15 protein-coding genes, 1 tRNA gene and 1 pseudogene are annotated in these 15855 nt (G+C 48.8%); 3 read left to right on the top strand and 14 right to left on the bottom strand.

Annotated features, from left to right (window positions below):
• Positions 1 to 2: 2 nt before the first annotated feature.
• From HUN05_18855 to HUN05_18830, 6 genes are all read right to left on the bottom strand, one after another.
• A complete protein-coding gene (locus HUN05_18855) occupies positions 3 to 431 on the bottom strand; it encodes a hypothetical protein (protein ID WDP86928.1) in 429 nt (142 codons plus the stop codon).
• A 150-nt stretch (positions 432 to 581) separates the two neighbouring features.
• A complete protein-coding gene (locus HUN05_18850) occupies positions 582 to 1226 on the bottom strand; it encodes a hypothetical protein (protein WDP86927.1) in 645 nt (214 codons plus the stop codon).
• Complete coding sequence (locus tag HUN05_18845; protein WDP86926.1) at positions 1226 to 1417, bottom strand: CooT family nickel-binding protein; 192 nt, start codon at positions 1415 to 1417, stop codon at positions 1226 to 1228. Before HUN05_18845 ends, HUN05_18850 begins: the two co-directional genes overlap by 1 nt.
• Before the next feature lie 45 nt (positions 1418 to 1462).
• Positions 1463 to 2116, bottom strand: a complete 654-nt coding sequence (locus tag HUN05_18840) for a metallophosphoesterase family protein (GenBank protein ID WDP86925.1) — start codon at positions 2114 to 2116, stop codon at positions 1463 to 1465.
• Positions 2117 to 2198: 82 nt separating this feature from the next.
• Positions 2199 to 3386, bottom strand: coding sequence for a 4Fe-4S dicluster domain-containing protein (locus HUN05_18835; protein WDP86924.1), 1188 nt, complete (start codon positions 3384 to 3386; stop codon positions 2199 to 2201).
• Positions 3387 to 3421: 35 nt separating this feature from the next.
• Positions 3422 to 4612 (bottom strand): imidazolonepropionase, encoded by a 1191-nt coding sequence (locus HUN05_18830; GenBank protein ID WDP88140.1) that lies wholly within the window; start codon positions 4610 to 4612, stop codon positions 3422 to 3424.
• A 223-nt stretch (positions 4613 to 4835) separates the two neighbouring features.
• Between HUN05_18830 and hutC the strand changes: the two genes are divergently transcribed.
• Both hutC and HUN05_18820 read left to right on the top strand, forming a co-directional pair.
• Positions 4836 to 5552, top strand: coding sequence for a histidine utilization repressor (gene hutC, locus HUN05_18825; GenBank protein WDP86923.1), 717 nt, complete (start codon positions 4836 to 4838; stop codon positions 5550 to 5552).
• A 46-nt stretch (positions 5553 to 5598) separates the two neighbouring features.
• A pseudogene (locus tag HUN05_18820) lies at positions 5599 to 6979 on the top strand (histidine ammonia-lyase).
• A 38-nt stretch (positions 6980 to 7017) separates the two neighbouring features.
• On the opposite strand, the gene HUN05_18815 reads toward HUN05_18820, so the two are convergent.
• The 6 genes from HUN05_18815 to HUN05_18790 all read right to left on the bottom strand — a co-directional run bounded on the left by HUN05_18815 (position 7018) and on the right by HUN05_18790 (position 13393).
• Complete coding sequence (locus tag HUN05_18815; GenBank protein WDP86922.1) at positions 7018 to 7746, bottom strand: UPF0280 family protein; 729 nt, start codon at positions 7744 to 7746, stop codon at positions 7018 to 7020.
• Positions 7747 to 7754: 8 nt separating this feature from the next.
• Entirely contained in the window at positions 7755 to 8921 is a 1167-nt protein-coding gene (locus HUN05_18810) for an HD domain-containing protein (protein ID WDP86921.1), read from the bottom strand.
• A gap of 9 nt (positions 8922 to 8930) precedes the next feature.
• Positions 8931 to 9806: an Mrp/NBP35 family ATP-binding protein gene (locus tag HUN05_18805; protein WDP86920.1), complete on the bottom strand. Its 876-nt coding sequence runs from the start codon at positions 9804 to 9806 to the stop codon at positions 8931 to 8933.
• Between the two features lie 56 nt (positions 9807 to 9862).
• A complete protein-coding gene (locus HUN05_18800; GenBank protein WDP86919.1) occupies positions 9863 to 10513 on the bottom strand; it encodes a DUF4292 domain-containing protein in 651 nt (216 codons plus the stop codon).
• 127 nt (positions 10514 to 10640) lie between these two features.
• Positions 10641 to 12398: a tetratricopeptide repeat protein gene (locus HUN05_18795; protein ID WDP86918.1), complete on the bottom strand. Its 1758-nt coding sequence runs from the start codon at positions 12396 to 12398 to the stop codon at positions 10641 to 10643.
• A gap of 35 nt (positions 12399 to 12433) precedes the next feature.
• Entirely contained in the window at positions 12434 to 13393 is a 960-nt protein-coding gene (locus HUN05_18790; GenBank protein WDP86917.1) for an RNA polymerase factor sigma-32, read from the bottom strand.
• 142 nt (positions 13394 to 13535) lie between these two features.
• Here HUN05_18790 and HUN05_18785 point away from each other — a divergent pair.
• Positions 13536 to 13612, top strand: a tRNA-Arg gene (locus HUN05_18785).
• Positions 13613 to 13635: 23 nt separating this feature from the next.
• Here HUN05_18785 and HUN05_18780 read toward each other — a convergent pair.
• Positions 13636 to 14727, bottom strand: a complete 1092-nt coding sequence (locus HUN05_18780; protein ID WDP86916.1) for a site-specific integrase — start codon at positions 14725 to 14727, stop codon at positions 13636 to 13638.
• A gap of 293 nt (positions 14728 to 15020) precedes the next feature.
• On the bottom strand, positions 15021 to 15296 hold the full coding sequence (locus HUN05_18775) for a hypothetical protein (protein WDP86915.1): 276 nt from the start codon (positions 15294 to 15296) through the stop codon (positions 15021 to 15023).
• Positions 15297 to 15855: the final 559 nt, after the last annotated feature.

Genomic DNA, 15855 nt, shown 5'->3' with positions numbered 1-15855 from the left:
GGTTACGCCTGGACCTCTTCCTTCGCTTCCGCGTTTTCGGCGGCTGCGTTTTCAGGTGCGTCCTGGAGGCTGGCGGCCTGGTTTTCTAAATGCTTTTTAATATAGGGATCATGGATGTAAACATCCAGTTCTGTTTTCAGGGTGTTGATCTCTCCTTTGAGCAGGTCGATCCGGGTATTTTTTTCTTTTACTTCACGCCCCAGGCGAAATGCAGTAAAAAGGCCCCGAAGCCCTGTGATTAAAAGTCCGAGACCAAGGCAAATTCCCCAATAGGCGATGTTTGCAAGTGGGATGGCCGTGTATTGCCAAGAGGATATTTTAAAATCAATGTGCAATGGGTAGGTTGCAAGAAAATACTCCTGGTTCTGGTACACAAGCAGGCCTAAAAGGCCCAGAATAATAAGAAAAAATAGGAATTTAATTGTCTTCATTCATCCTCTCCGTCTAAGTTTTTCAACTGCGTTTCAAATTGAAGGTGATCATAGATCAAATTTTTAATTTTTTCAATTCTTCTTTTGGGTTTACACCCTGAAGATAATGAATCCCGGGTTCTTGTCCCAAAAGGGTTTGCCCGGATTTCTTTATAGAAAAACCGGATTAATATACCCCACCTTTTCCCGGTCTGAAAAAAGAGTCCAGTCCATGGCCCTGTCCGGGGTCGTCTTTGGAATGAGAAGACAGGACAGGTGAAGGTGGGACAACAGCTTTGATTTGATGGTCCTTGTATCAAAGGTGTGTCCGATGAGCTGGCCTTTGGCAATCTTGTCTCCGGGTTTTAATTTGGGGTTTGGGTCCAGGTGTGAATAGACCAGCACCGGAAAATATTCTTGGCAATTTTTGGCTTTGTCTGAACAATGGACAGATGGGGCATATGGATAGGAGACTGCCATGCTATGGCCCAGCAGGTCGCAGGAAATATTTAAAAGAATGCCGTGGGCCATGGCCGGCACCTTAGATCCGGGTTTAAGGGCTTTGAGTTTGGTTTTTGTTTTGTAAAAGCAGATATCAATACCCTCGTGAAGGGTCTTTCGAAATTTAAAATCCGCCCACCATTTGTCCGGGCTGTCCTGGAGCATGCCGGGATGGAAAATCCATGCGATCCCGGAAGGCTGAAAGGGCTCTTGGTCCGGACAATCCTGGGAGGGTTCAAGCGCCTGGGGGCAAGATGGCACACCAATAGCGTTGGCCTGGGCAATGGCCTTAAGATAGTTTGAAAAATTTTGCATTATACGGATTTCAGGATAATTTTATGCCCCATGAGGTTAATGTCATGGATGATCCCGGTAATTTCCATTTGTTCCCCTAAAAGTCCTTTGAGAATAAATTTGCCCGGTTCTGCCGGTGTAATGGCCGCTACATTTTCCATGATCAGTTTTTCCTGATCTCCCTGCTTTAAATATACATTGGATTCGCACATCTTGTTTTCCTTTATCAATTTAATTATGTCGGCCTTAAAACAAGGTCAGATCCTGTCCGGATGCACTAGCGTCACCTTGGGCTCAATCCCTTGTTCAAGGTCAATGATGGCACCGGCACAGGTTTTTCCCATGCTGCAGTTGACCACAATTGTTTTTCCCAGTCGCGCCCATCCCGGATCCTCATGGATGTGACCGCAGATCACAAGGCCGGGACAGGCCTTTTGAATAAAATTTTTAATGTTTTTACTTCCTGCACTGAACCTTTTTCCCACCCGGTCGCAGATTCCTTTGGGCGGGGGATGGACCACCATGATGGTTTCCAAGGTCATGGGAGAGGCAAAGGCGGCAAGTTTCTGCCTTTCCCTAAGGCAGATGCGGGAGGCAAAGGGCAGCACCCATGTTCCGCCTGCACCCACAAAGGAAAAATCTTTTATTTTTAAGGGGATATGGGTGAGGGTTGTCATGTTGGAGGCCCGGTCTATGTGGGAGTTAATCCGTTTTAAGTCCGTGTTGCCCCGGACGGCTAAAACCTTTACGGGCAGACTGTCCAGCTGGGCCAGGCAGGTCCGAAAGTTTAAAAAATGGGTCAAATCCCCGGCCGCTACAACAAGGTCCGGATCAAAGGCCTTGATCACCGAATAAATGCTTTTAATATGGGTCTGCTTGCCGTGAATATCGGCAATGGCATAAATTCTCATATTTTTCCTCTGGTTGAATACACGCCAACAGGGGTGATTATAGGACTCATGGGCCAGGGAGGGAAGCGGTTTTTTATATTTTTTAACACCTGAAAATTTTTTTTGGGTTTGTCTTGGGTATAATTTTTTTCCGTCCGTATAAAAGATCGTCCATGAGCAGTGCCAGGCGCTGGTTGATCCCGTTTCTGGAAATATAGAATCTGACCAGTTTGTGGATCAGGGTGTTGGGTTTGGTATAGGGGCAGACTGAAATGCACATGCCGCAGTCAGATCCAATGGTTTTCCAATATGAAAAGCAGCGTTCCTGGTCAATGGTCCAATGCCGGAACCCTCTGGATTCGGGTTCGGGCCCGTGGGTGATGGAGCCGGACGGGCAGTTGTCCGCACATTTTTTACAGATGAGGCAAAAATTTGCCATGTGCATATTTTTGCCAGGGCGGGTGACGGGCAGATCCAGATCGGTTGTGATCACGGCCAGGGGAACGCAGAGGGTTTCATAGTTGGCATCGTTGTGGGCACGGGCACCATACCCGAACTGCCGGAGATACCCGGCCATGATATTGGAAATTTTATCGGCTTCCACGTATTTTTGGGCGGATTCCTGGATCACCGTTGAGGTCGGGGCCTGTTTGATCATCTCAACCCGCATGGGCACCACAATAACAATGGCCGTGGTAAACCTCTGGTCTGTTTTTTCTCCCCAGTTTTTTTCATGCCGCCCCTTGTGCGTGTAAAAATGATAGGGGCAAAGGCGGATGACGCCCATATCACACCCCCCGTAAAAGAGGATCATCTCTTTGAGGGCATGGTTAAACGCATCTGGGTTGACCTGTTTTTTTTCAGGGGCAGGTTCTCCCTGGGACAAGGGGATGGTTTTTTCCAGGTAGTCAAAGGCTGCCCCATAGCAGGGGGCGGCATAGTCATCGTGAAAACGCTGGCTGCGGTCACCGAATTCGGGTTTGTTGTGAATCTGCTTGTCTTTGGAATAATTTTCAGGCCGCAGGGTATAATAGGCCTCCATGAGGTCGGGATAATGCTGGATATTGTTCCTGGCAAACATGGTGTCCCGTTCATCATACAGGGCCGTGGGTGTTTTTCTTAAAGGCGTGCCCGGGAAAAAAGAGACCAGGGAGACTGCAACTGCAGCCAAAAGGGTTCCAATGGCAAGGCTGTTGAAAAAAAGAGTGGTGGACGGGATCACAAGGCACCAGAAGATAAGGGCCGCTGCTGCCAGATCCAGGGAGATCCAGGCGGCCCGGGTTTCCCCCAAGGGTGCATACCCTGGAGGGCAATTGGGATTAAGGGTTAACAGGATTTTGCCTTATACTCGATTTTACCTGAAACAGCCACCATATTTACCGGCGCCCGGCCGATAAGGTAGGCTAAATCGGCAGGAGAATCAATATCCCAGACCACAAGGTCAGCATCCTTTCCAATTTCCAAACTCCCTTTTTTTGAGTCCAGTCCCAATGCCTTTGCCCCGTTGATGGTGGCCCTGGCAACGGCCTCTTCACAGGTCATGCCAAAGAGCAGGCAGCCCATGTTGATGACCGGAGCCATGCTGAACACGGGGCTTGTGCCAGGGTTAAGGTCTGTGGCCAGCGCCATGGGCACCCCATACTGCCTTAAAAGGTCAATGGGAGGTGTTTGGGTCTCTTTTAACATATAAAAGGCTCCTGGCAGAAGAACGGCCACAACATTTTTCCGGGCCATGGCCCTGACCCCGTCCAGGGAGAGGTATTCCAAATGATCACAGGAGAGCGCCTCAAATTCTGAGGCCAATTGTGCGCCCTTGTTGTCTGAAAGCTGCTCTGCATGAAGTTTGACCCTGAACCCGAGATCACGGGCCTTGCTGAACAGGGTGCGGGTCTGGTCTTTGGAAAAGGCAATGGTTTCGCAGAACACATCCACTGCCGTTGCAATGTTCTGATCCTTGACACAGGGCAGCATGGTCTCTGTTACAAGATCCACATAATCGTCGGACCTGCCTGAAAATTCAGGGGGCAGGGCATGGGCCCCTAAAAATGTGGGCTCAACATGAACGGGCAGTTCCCGGCCGAGCCGCCGGGCCACGGCCAGCATTTTAAGCTCATTTTCAAGATCCAGTCCGTACCCGGATTTGATTTCCACACAGGTGATGCCCTGGGTTAAAAAATATTGGACCCGTTTGGCAGCAGTATCAAACAACTGGGTTTGGGACGCTTTGCGCACGGCATTTACCGTAGAAAATATTCCCCCGCCCTGGGAGGCGATCTGTTCGTAGGTCTTGCCTGCCAGCCGCATTTCAAATTCAGTGGACCTGGATCCTGCCCAGATTAAATGGGTATGGCAGTCAACAAATCCGGGAAGTATCCATTTGCCCCTGCAGTCAATCACCTGGTCTGCCAGGTCAGATATCTCTTTGTTTAATTCATCTGTTCGGCCAATCCAGGCAATTTTATCGCCTGAAACGGCCAGTGCCCCGTTTTTAATCGTCGTGTATTTGGCATCTGTCATGCAGGCCAGGTTGGCATGGATGAATAACAGGTCCCAGGAGCCCTGGTCACGGCCTTTGGATGAAGTCACTTTTTTTCTCCTTCATGGTGCTTGACACCTTTATTATATAGTGTTGACATTTATCCATTGATTTTATAGTACTTGTCTATACAAGTATAGAAGTGAAGTCAAGCAGATAAAATAAACCAGGGGCTGGCCAAAAACCCCGGAGATTGCAAATTAAATGATAAAACCTGAACGAAGTTTTGCCCTGTATGAAAGAATCAAACAAAGCGTGATCAAGGATATTGAATCCGGAAAATTAAAACCAGATGATCGAATCCCTTCTGAGACTCAACTGGCAAAGACCTTTAATGCATCAAGAATGACGGCGAACCGGGCGTTGAAGGAATTGACCGAAGAGAACCGGATTTTAAGGGTTCAGGGGGTGGGCACCTTTGTGGCAAGGCCCAAGCCCGAAGCCTCTCTTTTTGAAATCAAGAGTATTGCACGAGAGATCAAAGAATGGGGCGGGGAGCACTGCGCCCGGATTCTGGCTTTGGAATCAAAATCTTTGGGGCCTGAGATTGCCGGTAAGATGAAGCTTGAATCCGGGGACAAGGTGTTTCATTCAATTCTTCTGCACCTGGACAGAGGCGTACCTGTTCAGTATTCAGAGCGGTATGTCAATCCAAAGGTGGCCCCCCTTTATCTGGAACAGGACTTTACCCAGATTACCCCCAGTGATTATCTGCTGGAAATCGCCCCGCTCCAGGAAGCTGAACATGTGATTGAAGCGGTTCAGCCGGATCCGGATCTCAGGCAGACCCTGGAGATCGGGCCACAAGAGCCCTGTCTTTGTCTGACCCGGAGGACCTGGTCCTTTGACAGGGTTGCCACCTATTCACGCCTGGTGTCTCCGGGCAGCCGGTTTACACTCAAGGGCCGGTTCAAACGATGATAAATGAAGATAAGCCTGATACATTAAGCGAGGGAAGGTGGGGCGCATGATTCAATTAGACGGAAAAAGTTTTCAGCTTGAACAATTGGTGACCATTGCCAGAAAAGGGGAAACGGTTGCGGTTTCTTCGTCCTCAAAAGGCCAGGGACCTGGTGGACAACTGGGTGAAAAAAGGAGAACGAATTTACGGGGTGACCACGGGATTTGGTGCGCTTTCCGATGTAACCATCTCCTATGAAGATACCCAAAAGCTGCAGAAAAAAATTTTGCTGTCCCATGCTGCCGGCATGGGCGCTCCCATGGATGATGATGTGGTCAGGGCCATGATGGCCCTGCGGATCAATGATTTTTGCCGGGGAAATTCAGGCCTGCGCCTTGAAACCATTGAAACCCTGGCCCAGGTGCTCAATTCGGGCATCATCCCCCTGGTGCCCGAAAAAGGCTCTGTGGGGGCTTCGGGAGATCTTGTGCCCATGGCCCACCTGGCCCTGGCCCTGATCAACGGCACCCAGTTCATGATTGCCCTAGGATGCCTTGAATGTCTGCAAACATGCGGACATTGCCGCCTCCATGACCCTTGAACCCTCATGGGCACAAGGAGCGCCTTTGATCCCAGGATTCACCAGGCAAGACCCCATTCAGGCCAGATCAAGGCGGCCCAGAACATGCTCAAGGTCACTGAAAATTCCGAGATCATCTCTTCACACCATGATTGCTCCAGGGTTCAGGATGCCTATACCCTGAGGTGTTCTCCCCAGGTCCACGGGGCATCCTGGGATGCCTTTGCCTATGTGGACCGGGTCATACGGGTGGAAATGAATTCTTCGACTGAAAATCCTTTGATTTTCCCTGAATCCGGGGAGTTTTTGTCCGGGGGGAACTTCCATGGTCAGCCTTTGGCCCTGGCTTGCGATTTTCTCGGGATTGCCATCGCCGAACTGGCCAATATTTCAGAGCGGAGGATCGAGCGCCTGGTCAATCCCCAGCTCTCCGGCCTGCCCGCCTTTCTCGTGGAAGACGGGGGGTTGAACTCAGGATTCATGATTGCCCAGTATGCGGCCGCCTCCCTGGTCTCTGAAAATAAGGTGATTGCCCATCCAGCCTCTGTGGATTCCATCCCCACCTCGGCCAACAAGGAAGACGATGTCTCCATGGGGGCGGTGGCCGCAAGAAAATGCCGGGATATTGTTGAAAATGTCGAACAGGTCATTGCCATTGAACTGCTCTGCGGGGCCCAGGCCATTGACCTTTTTACCAACCTCAAGGCCGGCAAAGGCACCATGGCCGCCTATGAGGCCATCCGCACCCAGGTGGATTATATGAAAGAAGACCGCCAATTGTCCCGGGATATTGCCAAGGTCAAGGCCTTGCTTTGCTCTGGACAAATTGTCAGGGCAGTGGAAGAAAAGGTGGGGGGGCTTTACTAGGGTTTAGCCCTGTGTTTATGTTCTTGTTTGGGCGAAAGTCACGGGATCCGGACCAGTTTTAAGTCCCCCCAGAGTCCGATCTGCTTGCCTGCAATGATAGCGATGCCCTGGACCCCTTCCATGGTACGGCCGGTTGCGATGGCAGCTTCGATTTTTTTGGGGCTGCTGACCTGGTTGCCTATGGCCGTGGCTGCGGCATCGGCCAGGGCGCAGGAGTCTGCCAGCACACAGGCAGCATCTGCCCGGCCAAAGCTTTTGGAATGGCCGATGGTGCCCGACGAGGTGCACATGGCAAAGGGGGTGTGTCGCTGGGCCACAAGGATCCCTGTTTTCATGCTCAAAGGACTTTGGCCTGCGTAGATGGTAAACACCATTTCAGAGTCGGATTTTACAAAGATATCCCCTCCGTTTTCCACCACCACCTCAGGCGAAAATTCCAGAAGATCTTTGCCTGTAAATTCAGCCACTGCCCCTGCCACACCAGCCATGGGGCCGACACCGGCAATGTTACCGGCGTGAATCATTTCATTGACGATGGCCGGTGCAGGCCCGGGATCCTTTAAAGGGGCAAGGCTTTGGGCAAACTCGGGATATTGGGCAATATGGGCTTCAATATGCTGCCTGTACTTTAAAATTGACCTCAGGGCAGTATCTGTCAGATTTGTTTGGGCCTGGATATTAAGGTTGGTCTCTTTGACCGTGATTGTAAAGGCGGTCAGCCCTTTTTTCCCGTGGCATCGGCGGTATGTTTTTCTATTGTCAAACATGATCTGCCTCACACATGGTCAATGGTATCCGGCCTGAGATGCGCCGGGGCCTGGCGGATAAAATAGGAATCTGTCATGCCCGAGATAAAGTCCCTGACAATTTCCCCGGGTTTATGACTTGTTTTATACTGTTCATCCATGCCCTGGAGAAATTCGGTAAAGATCACGGATTCACGGTTTTCTTTGTCAATATCCTCAAGGTAGCTCTCAAAGAGATGCTTGAAAATATCTTCAATACTGGTCAGGTGCTTTTTAATGGCCGGGTTTTTGTATATATGGCGGTAGTTGAAGGTTTTCAGAATTTTTAAGGTATTGGAGACTTTGGGGGAAAAACCGATAAAGTCCTGGTCAAGGCTGGTCTGGATCAAGTCGGTGACCAGGTTGAATACAATGCTGCCCTGGGTCTGGCCTAAAAGGGATTTGCATTCCCCGGGCAATTGGTCCCGGGTGATGAGCTTGAGACGGATGGCATCTTCCAGGTCACGGCCGATATAGGAGATGGTGTCTGCCATGCGGACCACGCATCCTTCCATGGTCATGGGAATCGGGTCTGTTCGGTTCCCGTTTTTGAGATCCCTGACAAGGGCGTCAAAATCATGAAACCGGGTTCTGGGTTCGGGGGTGAGCCTGGCCGTGTGGGTTTCCCCGTTGTGGCAGAGAATGGCATCCATGGTCTGGAGGCTCAGGTTCCATCCGTTTCCCCTTCGTTCAATCCGGTCCAGAAACTGGATGGACTGGAGGTTGTGGAAAAATTTTCCAGCCCCGCAGGCCAAGGTCAGCCTGGATAAAAACCGTTCCCCGTCATGGCCGAAGGGGGGGTGACCGATATCATGCCCCAGGCTTGAGGCTTCGATTAAATCGGTGTTCAGGCCCAGATATCGGCCAATGGTCCTGGCCACCCTTGCCACCATCTGGACATGGAGGACCCTGTGGGTGAGGTGGTCATTGTTGATCAGGGAAAAAACTTGGGTTTTATCCGAGTACCTTGTATAGGCCATGGAGTTAAGAATTCGGTCTGCGTCTGCGGAAAACGCCAGGCGGTACTCGGTCTTGGAACGAGGTTCCGGGTGCCGCCGGACAGCGGCATGGGAAAAACAGGCCAGGGCACCAAAGGAGATTTCTTCCCTCTGGTCGAGGCGGGCCTTGAGTGCCCTGGCTGAAGTGTCCGGGATCATCCCAAAATGCTATAATTGTTCAAGGATATTGTCCACGATTTTTGCAAAGGCTTTGGTAAAATCGGTTTCAGCCTTTTCCATCATCAGGGGCACACCATTGTCACCCGAGTCCACCACCCGGGTGTCAAAGGGGATCGATCCCAGAAAATTTAAGCCCTGGGCCTTGGCCGTTCTTTCTCCGCCACCGTTTTTGAACAGGTCAATGTGCTCGTTGCAGTGGGGGCAGGTAAACCCTGACATATTTTCAACAATGCCCAGGGTTTTCATTTTAACGGTTTTGCAAAAGGAGATGGATTTTCTAATGTCTGCCAGGGCCACTTCCTGGGGGGTGGTCACAATCACGCCCTGGGCTTCGGGGATGGTCTGTACAACGGTCAGAGGCTCGTCACCGGTTCCCGGAGGGGCGTCAATGACCAGAAAATCAAGTTCTCCCCATTCCACAGATCCCACAAACTGCTGGATCATGCCGGTTTTGGCAGGGCCCCGCCAGATAATGGCCTGGTCCTTGTCCTGCATCAGGGCCTGGACCGATACCACTTTCAGGTTTTCATTGATCTGTTTGGGCATGAGCAGATGCTGGTCCGGGCTGATGTCCAGAAGCTCGGTCATGCCGAACATTCCGGCAATGGAAGGACCGTGAACATCCACATCCATCAGTCCTGTTTTATACCCTTTTTGGGAGAGGCTTGCGGCCAGATTGGCAGAAACAGAGCTTTTGCCCACCCCGCCTTTGCCGGAAAGGACAAAGACCTTGTGTTTGATTTTGGCCAGGTTGGATTTGATCATGGCCTCTTGTTCCTGCTGTTTTTGGGCCCGGTCGTTTCCACCGCCCTGGGAGGGGCAGCCCTTACTTTGTTTTGCCTGTTCTGGATTGTCGTGAATCATGATATATGTTTCTCCTTATGAGATATGGTATTAATAAAAATCCTCTTACATAATGATCATGATCCGGGAATAGTCAACCTGAACATGGATTCTTTTACCGGTGCATTGGGAATTATCCGGGGCAGGGCGATCTCAATGGTTCTGCCCGAGGGGTCATAGATCAGGATCGCACTTGGCATAAGCACGCCTTTTTGCGGGGTGTAGTCTTTGTAACGGATGCCGAAAATCAGGTGTTTCTCCTTGTCCATCAGCCTGTATTCTGATACCTGTCCTTGACGGTTGAACTCAATGCTCTGGAGGGTTGAGAAAAATGATTTACCGGCAAGAATGAGGTCTGGATTCTTTTCCGATATCCAGGCCCTGTCAGCCTCCCGGACCGGAACCCGGCCCAAAAGTAGGGCAATCATCTGGGAAAGCCGCATGGGGATTTGGATATAGGGGGCCAAATCCGGGTCCGTGGACACGGCAGAGTGGCGTTTGTGCCTTCCGGTATGGGAAACAAAGCTGACCCAGTTGCCTGAGGCGGCAATGGTTTCAAAGAGATGGCCCGACAACAGCAGGGTCAGGCGAAGGCGGTTCGGAGCCTGGGCTGCCCAGGCCATTTTAAATTGTTCTTTTTGGGTGCCGTTGTTCAGGGTCAGCCGGCCAATGCCTTTGGACGTGGTGACCTGGGCGTTTTGGGACCTGGCCTTTAAAACCTGGTTCATGGCGTGCTGGTCCGGGGCAGGCCGGGGAGAAGATGAGATTGAAGCGCATCCTGAAAGACCTGCCCCAAGGAGTGCCAGGCATAAGAGTTCCAGTAGTATAAACCGGGAAGATCCCTTAATCCTCGGCTTATTCATCTGCCCGTTTTTCAAGGCGTTTGATCTTTTCCTTGATGGCTTTAACCTGTTCTTGCTGATCTTTTTTTGCATTTGCCAGGGCCTGTTGATAGGCGGTCATGGCTTTTTTTAATTTGCCTGTTTTTTCATAGGCATCGCCTAGATGCGCTGCAATAATGGTTTCAAAATTTGAAATCCGTGCCGCTTTTTCAAGGTAGACAACGGCCTGTTCATACTCTTTTTTCTGGTAATAGACCCAGCCTAAGCTGTCGGTGATATATCCGTCATCCGGCCTGATTTTCATGGCCCGCTTTACAAGGTCCAGGGCTTCATCCAAAAGGATGCCCATTTCCGCATAGGTATACCCCAGGTAATTTAAGGCGCTGGCATGTTCCGGGTCCAGCCGGATCAGGGATTTCATGGTTTTGATGCAGTCCTGGCGAAGCCCTGCCTTGTCCTGGATCGCCCCGAGCTTGAACAGCAGGGTGGTGTTGTCCGGACTGGTTTTTAACCCCCTTTGAAGCAGGGTCATGGCTGTATTGTACCGGGCGGCATCTTCATAAAAAGAGGCCAGGTAGGAAAGGATGTCAATATCTGCAGGGCTCTGCTGGTGGTGCTGCTCGAGGAACTGCAATGCCTCGTCTATATTGCCCTTATCCCGGTATAAAAAGGCAATGCTTAAAATGGTTTTTTTATATTGGGGATGATCCGGGGTCACCTTGAGATAGTATTCAATGGCCTGATCCTTATGGTCCAAAGCCTCATGGGCCATGCCCAGGAAAAAATTAAGGTTGGTATTTGCCGGGTCTGCCTGGCGAAGCTGGGAAAAGACGATCACGGCATCTTCATACCGTTTCCGGGTAATTAAGATATCCACTGCAGTCATGACCAGTCTTGGATTTTCCTTGAGTTCCTGGCCCATCTGGGTAAACAAAGGATCTGCCTTTTTCATGTTCTGGGCTTTATAGTGGAACAGGGCCAGCTCAAGGGCCGCACGTTCATTGCCCGGCTCTGTTTCCAGAACCATATGAAAATTGTCTATGATTTTTTTCTGGTATTTTTTGGGATCTGTGGTCTGGTAGATGTCAATGAGTTTGAACCTGGGCTCCACAAGTTCGGGTTCCAATTCCAAGGTTTCTAAAAAGGCCTGTTCCGCCTTGGCCGGCTGTCCGGTCATGAGCAGGGCCTCTCCCAGATAAAATCTTGCCACATAATAGTCTGGAAAGACCTTGACCATCTTTTTGAACAGAGACAGGGCCTCGGTCACGTTTTCCATATCCATGTAAATTTTGCCAAGACGTAAAAAGGTCTCTTTGTTTTCAGGATCTATTTTCAGGATCTGCTTGAGAATAGTGGACAACTCCGGGTCATTGCCCTTTTTCAGCCTGGCCAAAAGTAAAAGATTTTCCACATCATCCGGGGCTGCTTGGGCAAGTGCTTCTGCCAAGGCCATGGCCTGGTCTGTTTTTTTACGGGCCTGAAGGATGCGGATGAGTTCGCGTTTGAGAAAGGAAGATGCCTCGTCCTTTTTAATGGCAGTCTCAAGGGCTCGTTCTGCAAGATCCAGGTTGCCCTTGTTTACATGGGTTCTGGCAATCAGATAAAAATACGGGGCTGTCAGATTCTCATCCGGGTCAGATTGAAATCCGTCAGGGCCTGCACTTAAGCTGTCCTGGCCCTGGGGCGATGTCGTTGCCGTGCCCTGGACACACCCGTTGGACAAAAAAAGAGGTAGGATTGATATCAAAATCCAGAGACTGGTTTTTTTCATGAACACGTCACCTTTTGTGCACAATTGTATCGCTGTTATTGGGTATGATCGTACATGTCAAAATCCGGCATGTCTTTTTTAAAATAGGCCTTCATTTTTTTAAGAATATTATTTTCAATCTGTCTGACCCGCTCTCTGGAGATAGAGTAAATTTCTCCGATTTCCTGAAGGGTCTGGGGTGAATCGGAAAAGATTCTCCTGTCAAAAATATCCAACTCCCTTTCATTCAGGGTCTTTTTGAATTCAGCCACCTTGGCATGTAGAATATCTTCGATTTCTTTTTTGGCCACCCGGTCCTCGGAGGAGTCGGTTTCCACATTGATAAATTCAATTCGCTCGGTATTGGAATCATTTTTCAGAGGTTCGTCCAAAGACAGATCCCAGTTGGCCAGGCGCTGGTCCATTTCCACCACCTCTTTTTCAGAGACGCCCAGCCGCTCGGATAAAAGCTTTGGCTTGGGATCAAATCCCTGTTCAATCAGCCTTGCCTTTTCTTTTTTCAGCCTGAAGAATAATTTTCTCTGGCCCTGGGTGGTGCCGATTTTCACCATCCGCCAATTGTCCATGATAAACTTTAATATATAGGCCTTGATCCAGAACGAGGCATAATAGGAAAATTTGACATTCTTATAGGGGTTGAATTTTTTAACCGCCTGGACAAGGCCGATATTGCCCTCCTGGATAAGGTCCAGAAGGTTCTGCATCCAGATCCGCTGAAATTCCAGGGCAATTTTCACCACCAGCCGCAGGTTGGAGGTGGTCATGATATAGGCGGCTTCCTGGTCCCCTTCTTCCTGGATCCGTTTGCCCAGTTCCACTTCCTGATCCCGGGTCAAAAGCTTGTACCGGTTGATCTCATTGAGGTAGCTTTGAATGGGATCGGATTTCACCAGGGCCTTTGTATTGGTTGTCCTTGATTTGGCAGGCACCAGGAAATCTTTTTTGGTCAGTCGCTTATTTTTCTTGGAGTTGTTCTGGTCAGCTGTTTTTTTCATTCAAAGAACCTTAAGTTGAATTAAAAAGTAAGTATACCATTATCACAGTTTTCTTAAAAGCAATATATTTTGAAAATTATCAGATGGTCATTATTTTTTTGTGGACAAAACCATCTCTTTTTGGTAAAAGAGTCTCTTGTTTGCGCCTGTAGCTCAGCTGGATAGAGCAACGGACTTCTAATCCGTAGGCCACAGGTTCGAATCCTGTCAGGCGTACCATTGATATCAAGGCTCTTGGGGTTTTACCCCAGGAGCTTTTTTATTTGGGGTGAGACTTTTTCATAATCCATGTCTAACACTCTAATCTGTTCCCTTTCCGAGTTACCAATTGAATGAAGGTAAATTTCCGTGGTCTGTCTGTTCTCATGACCCAGAAACCTTTGAATTGACCCAATCGGGACATTGGCATTATCGAGCAGTGAAGCACCGCAGTGTCGCAAGGCATGATACCTGAAATATTTAACACCGGCTTTTTTGCAAAGGCTTTTCATTATGGACTTGCGATCAATGAAAGGGCCTTCTATCCATTCTTTGGCTTTTCTACTCCAATACCGGTGCCAGAATACCCAGGGTTTCCTTTTATCACGAGACTTGTACCGATAGGATAAAACATCAAATAGCTTTTCGGTCATGGGTACTTTACGGGGCGTTAAGTGACCGCCTTTTTTCTTTCTGGTATACAGGATAAGGCATTGCTCTTCAAAATTGATATCCTGCCAGGTCAGGCGGTTAATCTCAGTCATTCTGCCCATGGTATGAAAGATAGTCCATAAATAATCCTGGGTGTCCTTATCGGCTGCCAAGATGACCTTTAAAACATCTTCTTTGGGGGGAACATATCTAATTCGTTTTTCAACAGGGAAAAAATCAATGCCTGTTGTAGGGTTGGCTTGTATCCATTTGCGTTTGGGATGCAGACCAAAATTAAATAATGCTCTTAAATTTCTGAGATCCTTATTTGCTGTAATCCCCGATGTTGCCCGTTTCCGTTTCAAAAGATAGTGTTCAACCATTTCCAGGCTGATTTGACTGCAATGAAATTTCCCCCATTGTTTTACCCAGCGTCTGGCAAGATAGGTATGGTCTTGGTAATGGCGTTGGGAATTATATGCCTGCATATAATCCAGCCGTTTATTGACCAGATCCAAGAATGCCATGTCGGTTGGGATTGTCTGCCCATCCTTTTGAATTATCGGGCTGTCCAGTTTTTCCCGTTTTTGCGCTTCGGCTTGCTTTGCTTCCCGTTTGGTTTTGAAACCCGACTCGGTAAACCGAATCCCTTTTCGGGTGAAATCGTACCTCCATCCTTTTTTCTGTCTTAAATATACACTCATAGAGATCCTCCTTATTTGGAAAAAATAGAGAACCTCCGAGTTTCCTTCCGCCCAGGATCTTCCAGTTTTTATAAACCCAGCTATTGCTTTTATGAAGATAATGAGCGACCTTTTCTACTGTCATTATCTTGGTTTGGTCTTGTATGTCAACAAATTCGGGTTTCATAATCATTAGGCGTGATCGTTATAGGTTCTCTACTTATCCACAAAATAAAAAGACCTGGCAAAAAGGGGTCACCGAGATCCGAGGGGCAGTAGCCTCCTACGGATCTCGTGCAAGCCCTTTTTGTCGGTCATTTGATGTTGTGATACCTGGCCCGTTTTTTTTCTGTATCCCTTGTAACGATTTCCGGGATAGAGAGCTTTTCATCTTTTGCCGTTCTGAGTGTATCTATATAATTGAATAAAATACTGTCATGGTCAGCAGGGATATTGTCTTGGGCCTTTTGTTCTTCCAGGGAAATAGCATGAAGCGATGTTAAAAGGCCGTAGATCTGTGCGCAGAGCTGTTTTTTATCCTGTTTTCTGGCCTTGGTTCGTACAAAAGGGGTAGGGGACTGAATACCCATAAATCCATTTTGAATTGTAACCCACCAATCAAAAGTATTTCGTTTTGAATGATGTTCTCCTGGGTTGTCTTAGAATTTTAACCAGTCTTGGGAGCAATAGGCCCAAATTTGATCAAGGTATTCAAGAGTGATGAAAATTTCGCAATTGATCAGTTGTTTAATGACTTCTCTTTTGAGCTGGAACTCTACCCGGATAATCCGTTTGTTTTCCGGGAGGGAATTTTCGGGGATTCCCCAGATACCATACATCCAGAACTTTTTTGATTTTTGACTGATTTCTTTTACCTTGTCATATAGGCGGGCGCTGATATGGCCATTTGCCAATGGTGAGGCCGGTAAAATCAAATCCATAATCCCAGGTATGTTTTAATTTGGCTGTTGTTGAAGTTTAATCTTTTAAAGCCGGTGTCCATAATTTTGAATCTAAAAGGACGTCCAGACAAAGATCAATCCGGCTTGTTTTTACCTCAAGAATATCAATGCCCACACCTTCAAGCACATCAAAGATATATTCTACCGAGCGAATTGGCCCGTTTGCACAAAGGGTTTCGGGCGCATT

Source organism: Desulfobacter sp. (assembly GCA_028768545.1).
Taxonomy (GTDB): Bacteria; Desulfobacterota; Desulfobacteria; order Desulfobacterales; family Desulfobacteraceae; genus Desulfobacter.
This window is presented reverse-complemented; position numbering and strand designations above follow the sequence as displayed.

Coding starts and splice junctions, on each gene's coding strand:
- HUN05_18775 (WDP86915.1), bottom strand. CDS start 15,296: ATGGGTATTCAGTCCCCTACCCCTTTTGTACGAACCAAGGCCAGAAAA.
- HUN05_18805 (WDP86920.1), bottom strand. CDS start 9,806: ATGATTCACGACAATCCAGAACAGGCAAAACAAAGTAAGGGCTGCCCC.
- HUN05_18800 (WDP86919.1), bottom strand. CDS start 10,513: ATGAACCAGGTTTTAAAGGCCAGGTCCCAAAACGCCCAGGTCACCACG.
- HUN05_18855 (WDP86928.1), bottom strand. CDS start 431: ATGAAGACAATTAAATTCCTATTTTTTCTTATTATTCTGGGCCTTTTA.
- HUN05_18790 (WDP86917.1), bottom strand. CDS start 13,393: ATGAAAAAAACAGCTGACCAGAACAACTCCAAGAAAAATAAGCGACTG.
- HUN05_18795 (WDP86918.1), bottom strand. CDS start 12,398: ATGAAAAAAACCAGTCTCTGGATTTTGATATCAATCCTACCTCTTTTT.
- HUN05_18840 (WDP86925.1), bottom strand. CDS start 2,116: ATGAGAATTTATGCCATTGCCGATATTCACGGCAAGCAGACCCATATT.
- HUN05_18810 (WDP86921.1), bottom strand. CDS start 8,921: ATGATCCCGGACACTTCAGCCAGGGCACTCAAGGCCCGCCTCGACCAG.
- HUN05_18815 (WDP86922.1), bottom strand. CDS start 7,746: ATGTTTGACAATAGAAAAACATACCGCCGATGCCACGGGAAAAAAGGG.
- hutC (WDP86923.1), top strand. CDS start 4,836: ATGATAAAACCTGAACGAAGTTTTGCCCTGTATGAAAGAATCAAACAA.
- HUN05_18850 (WDP86927.1), bottom strand. CDS start 1,226: ATGCAAAATTTTTCAAACTATCTTAAGGCCATTGCCCAGGCCAACGCT.
- HUN05_18845 (WDP86926.1), bottom strand. CDS start 1,417: ATGTGCGAATCCAATGTATATTTAAAGCAGGGAGATCAGGAAAAACTG.
- HUN05_18830 (WDP88140.1), bottom strand. CDS start 4,612: ATGACAGATGCCAAATACACGACGATTAAAAACGGGGCACTGGCCGTT.
- HUN05_18780 (WDP86916.1), bottom strand. CDS start 14,727: ATGAGTGTATATTTAAGACAGAAAAAAGGATGGAGGTACGATTTCACC.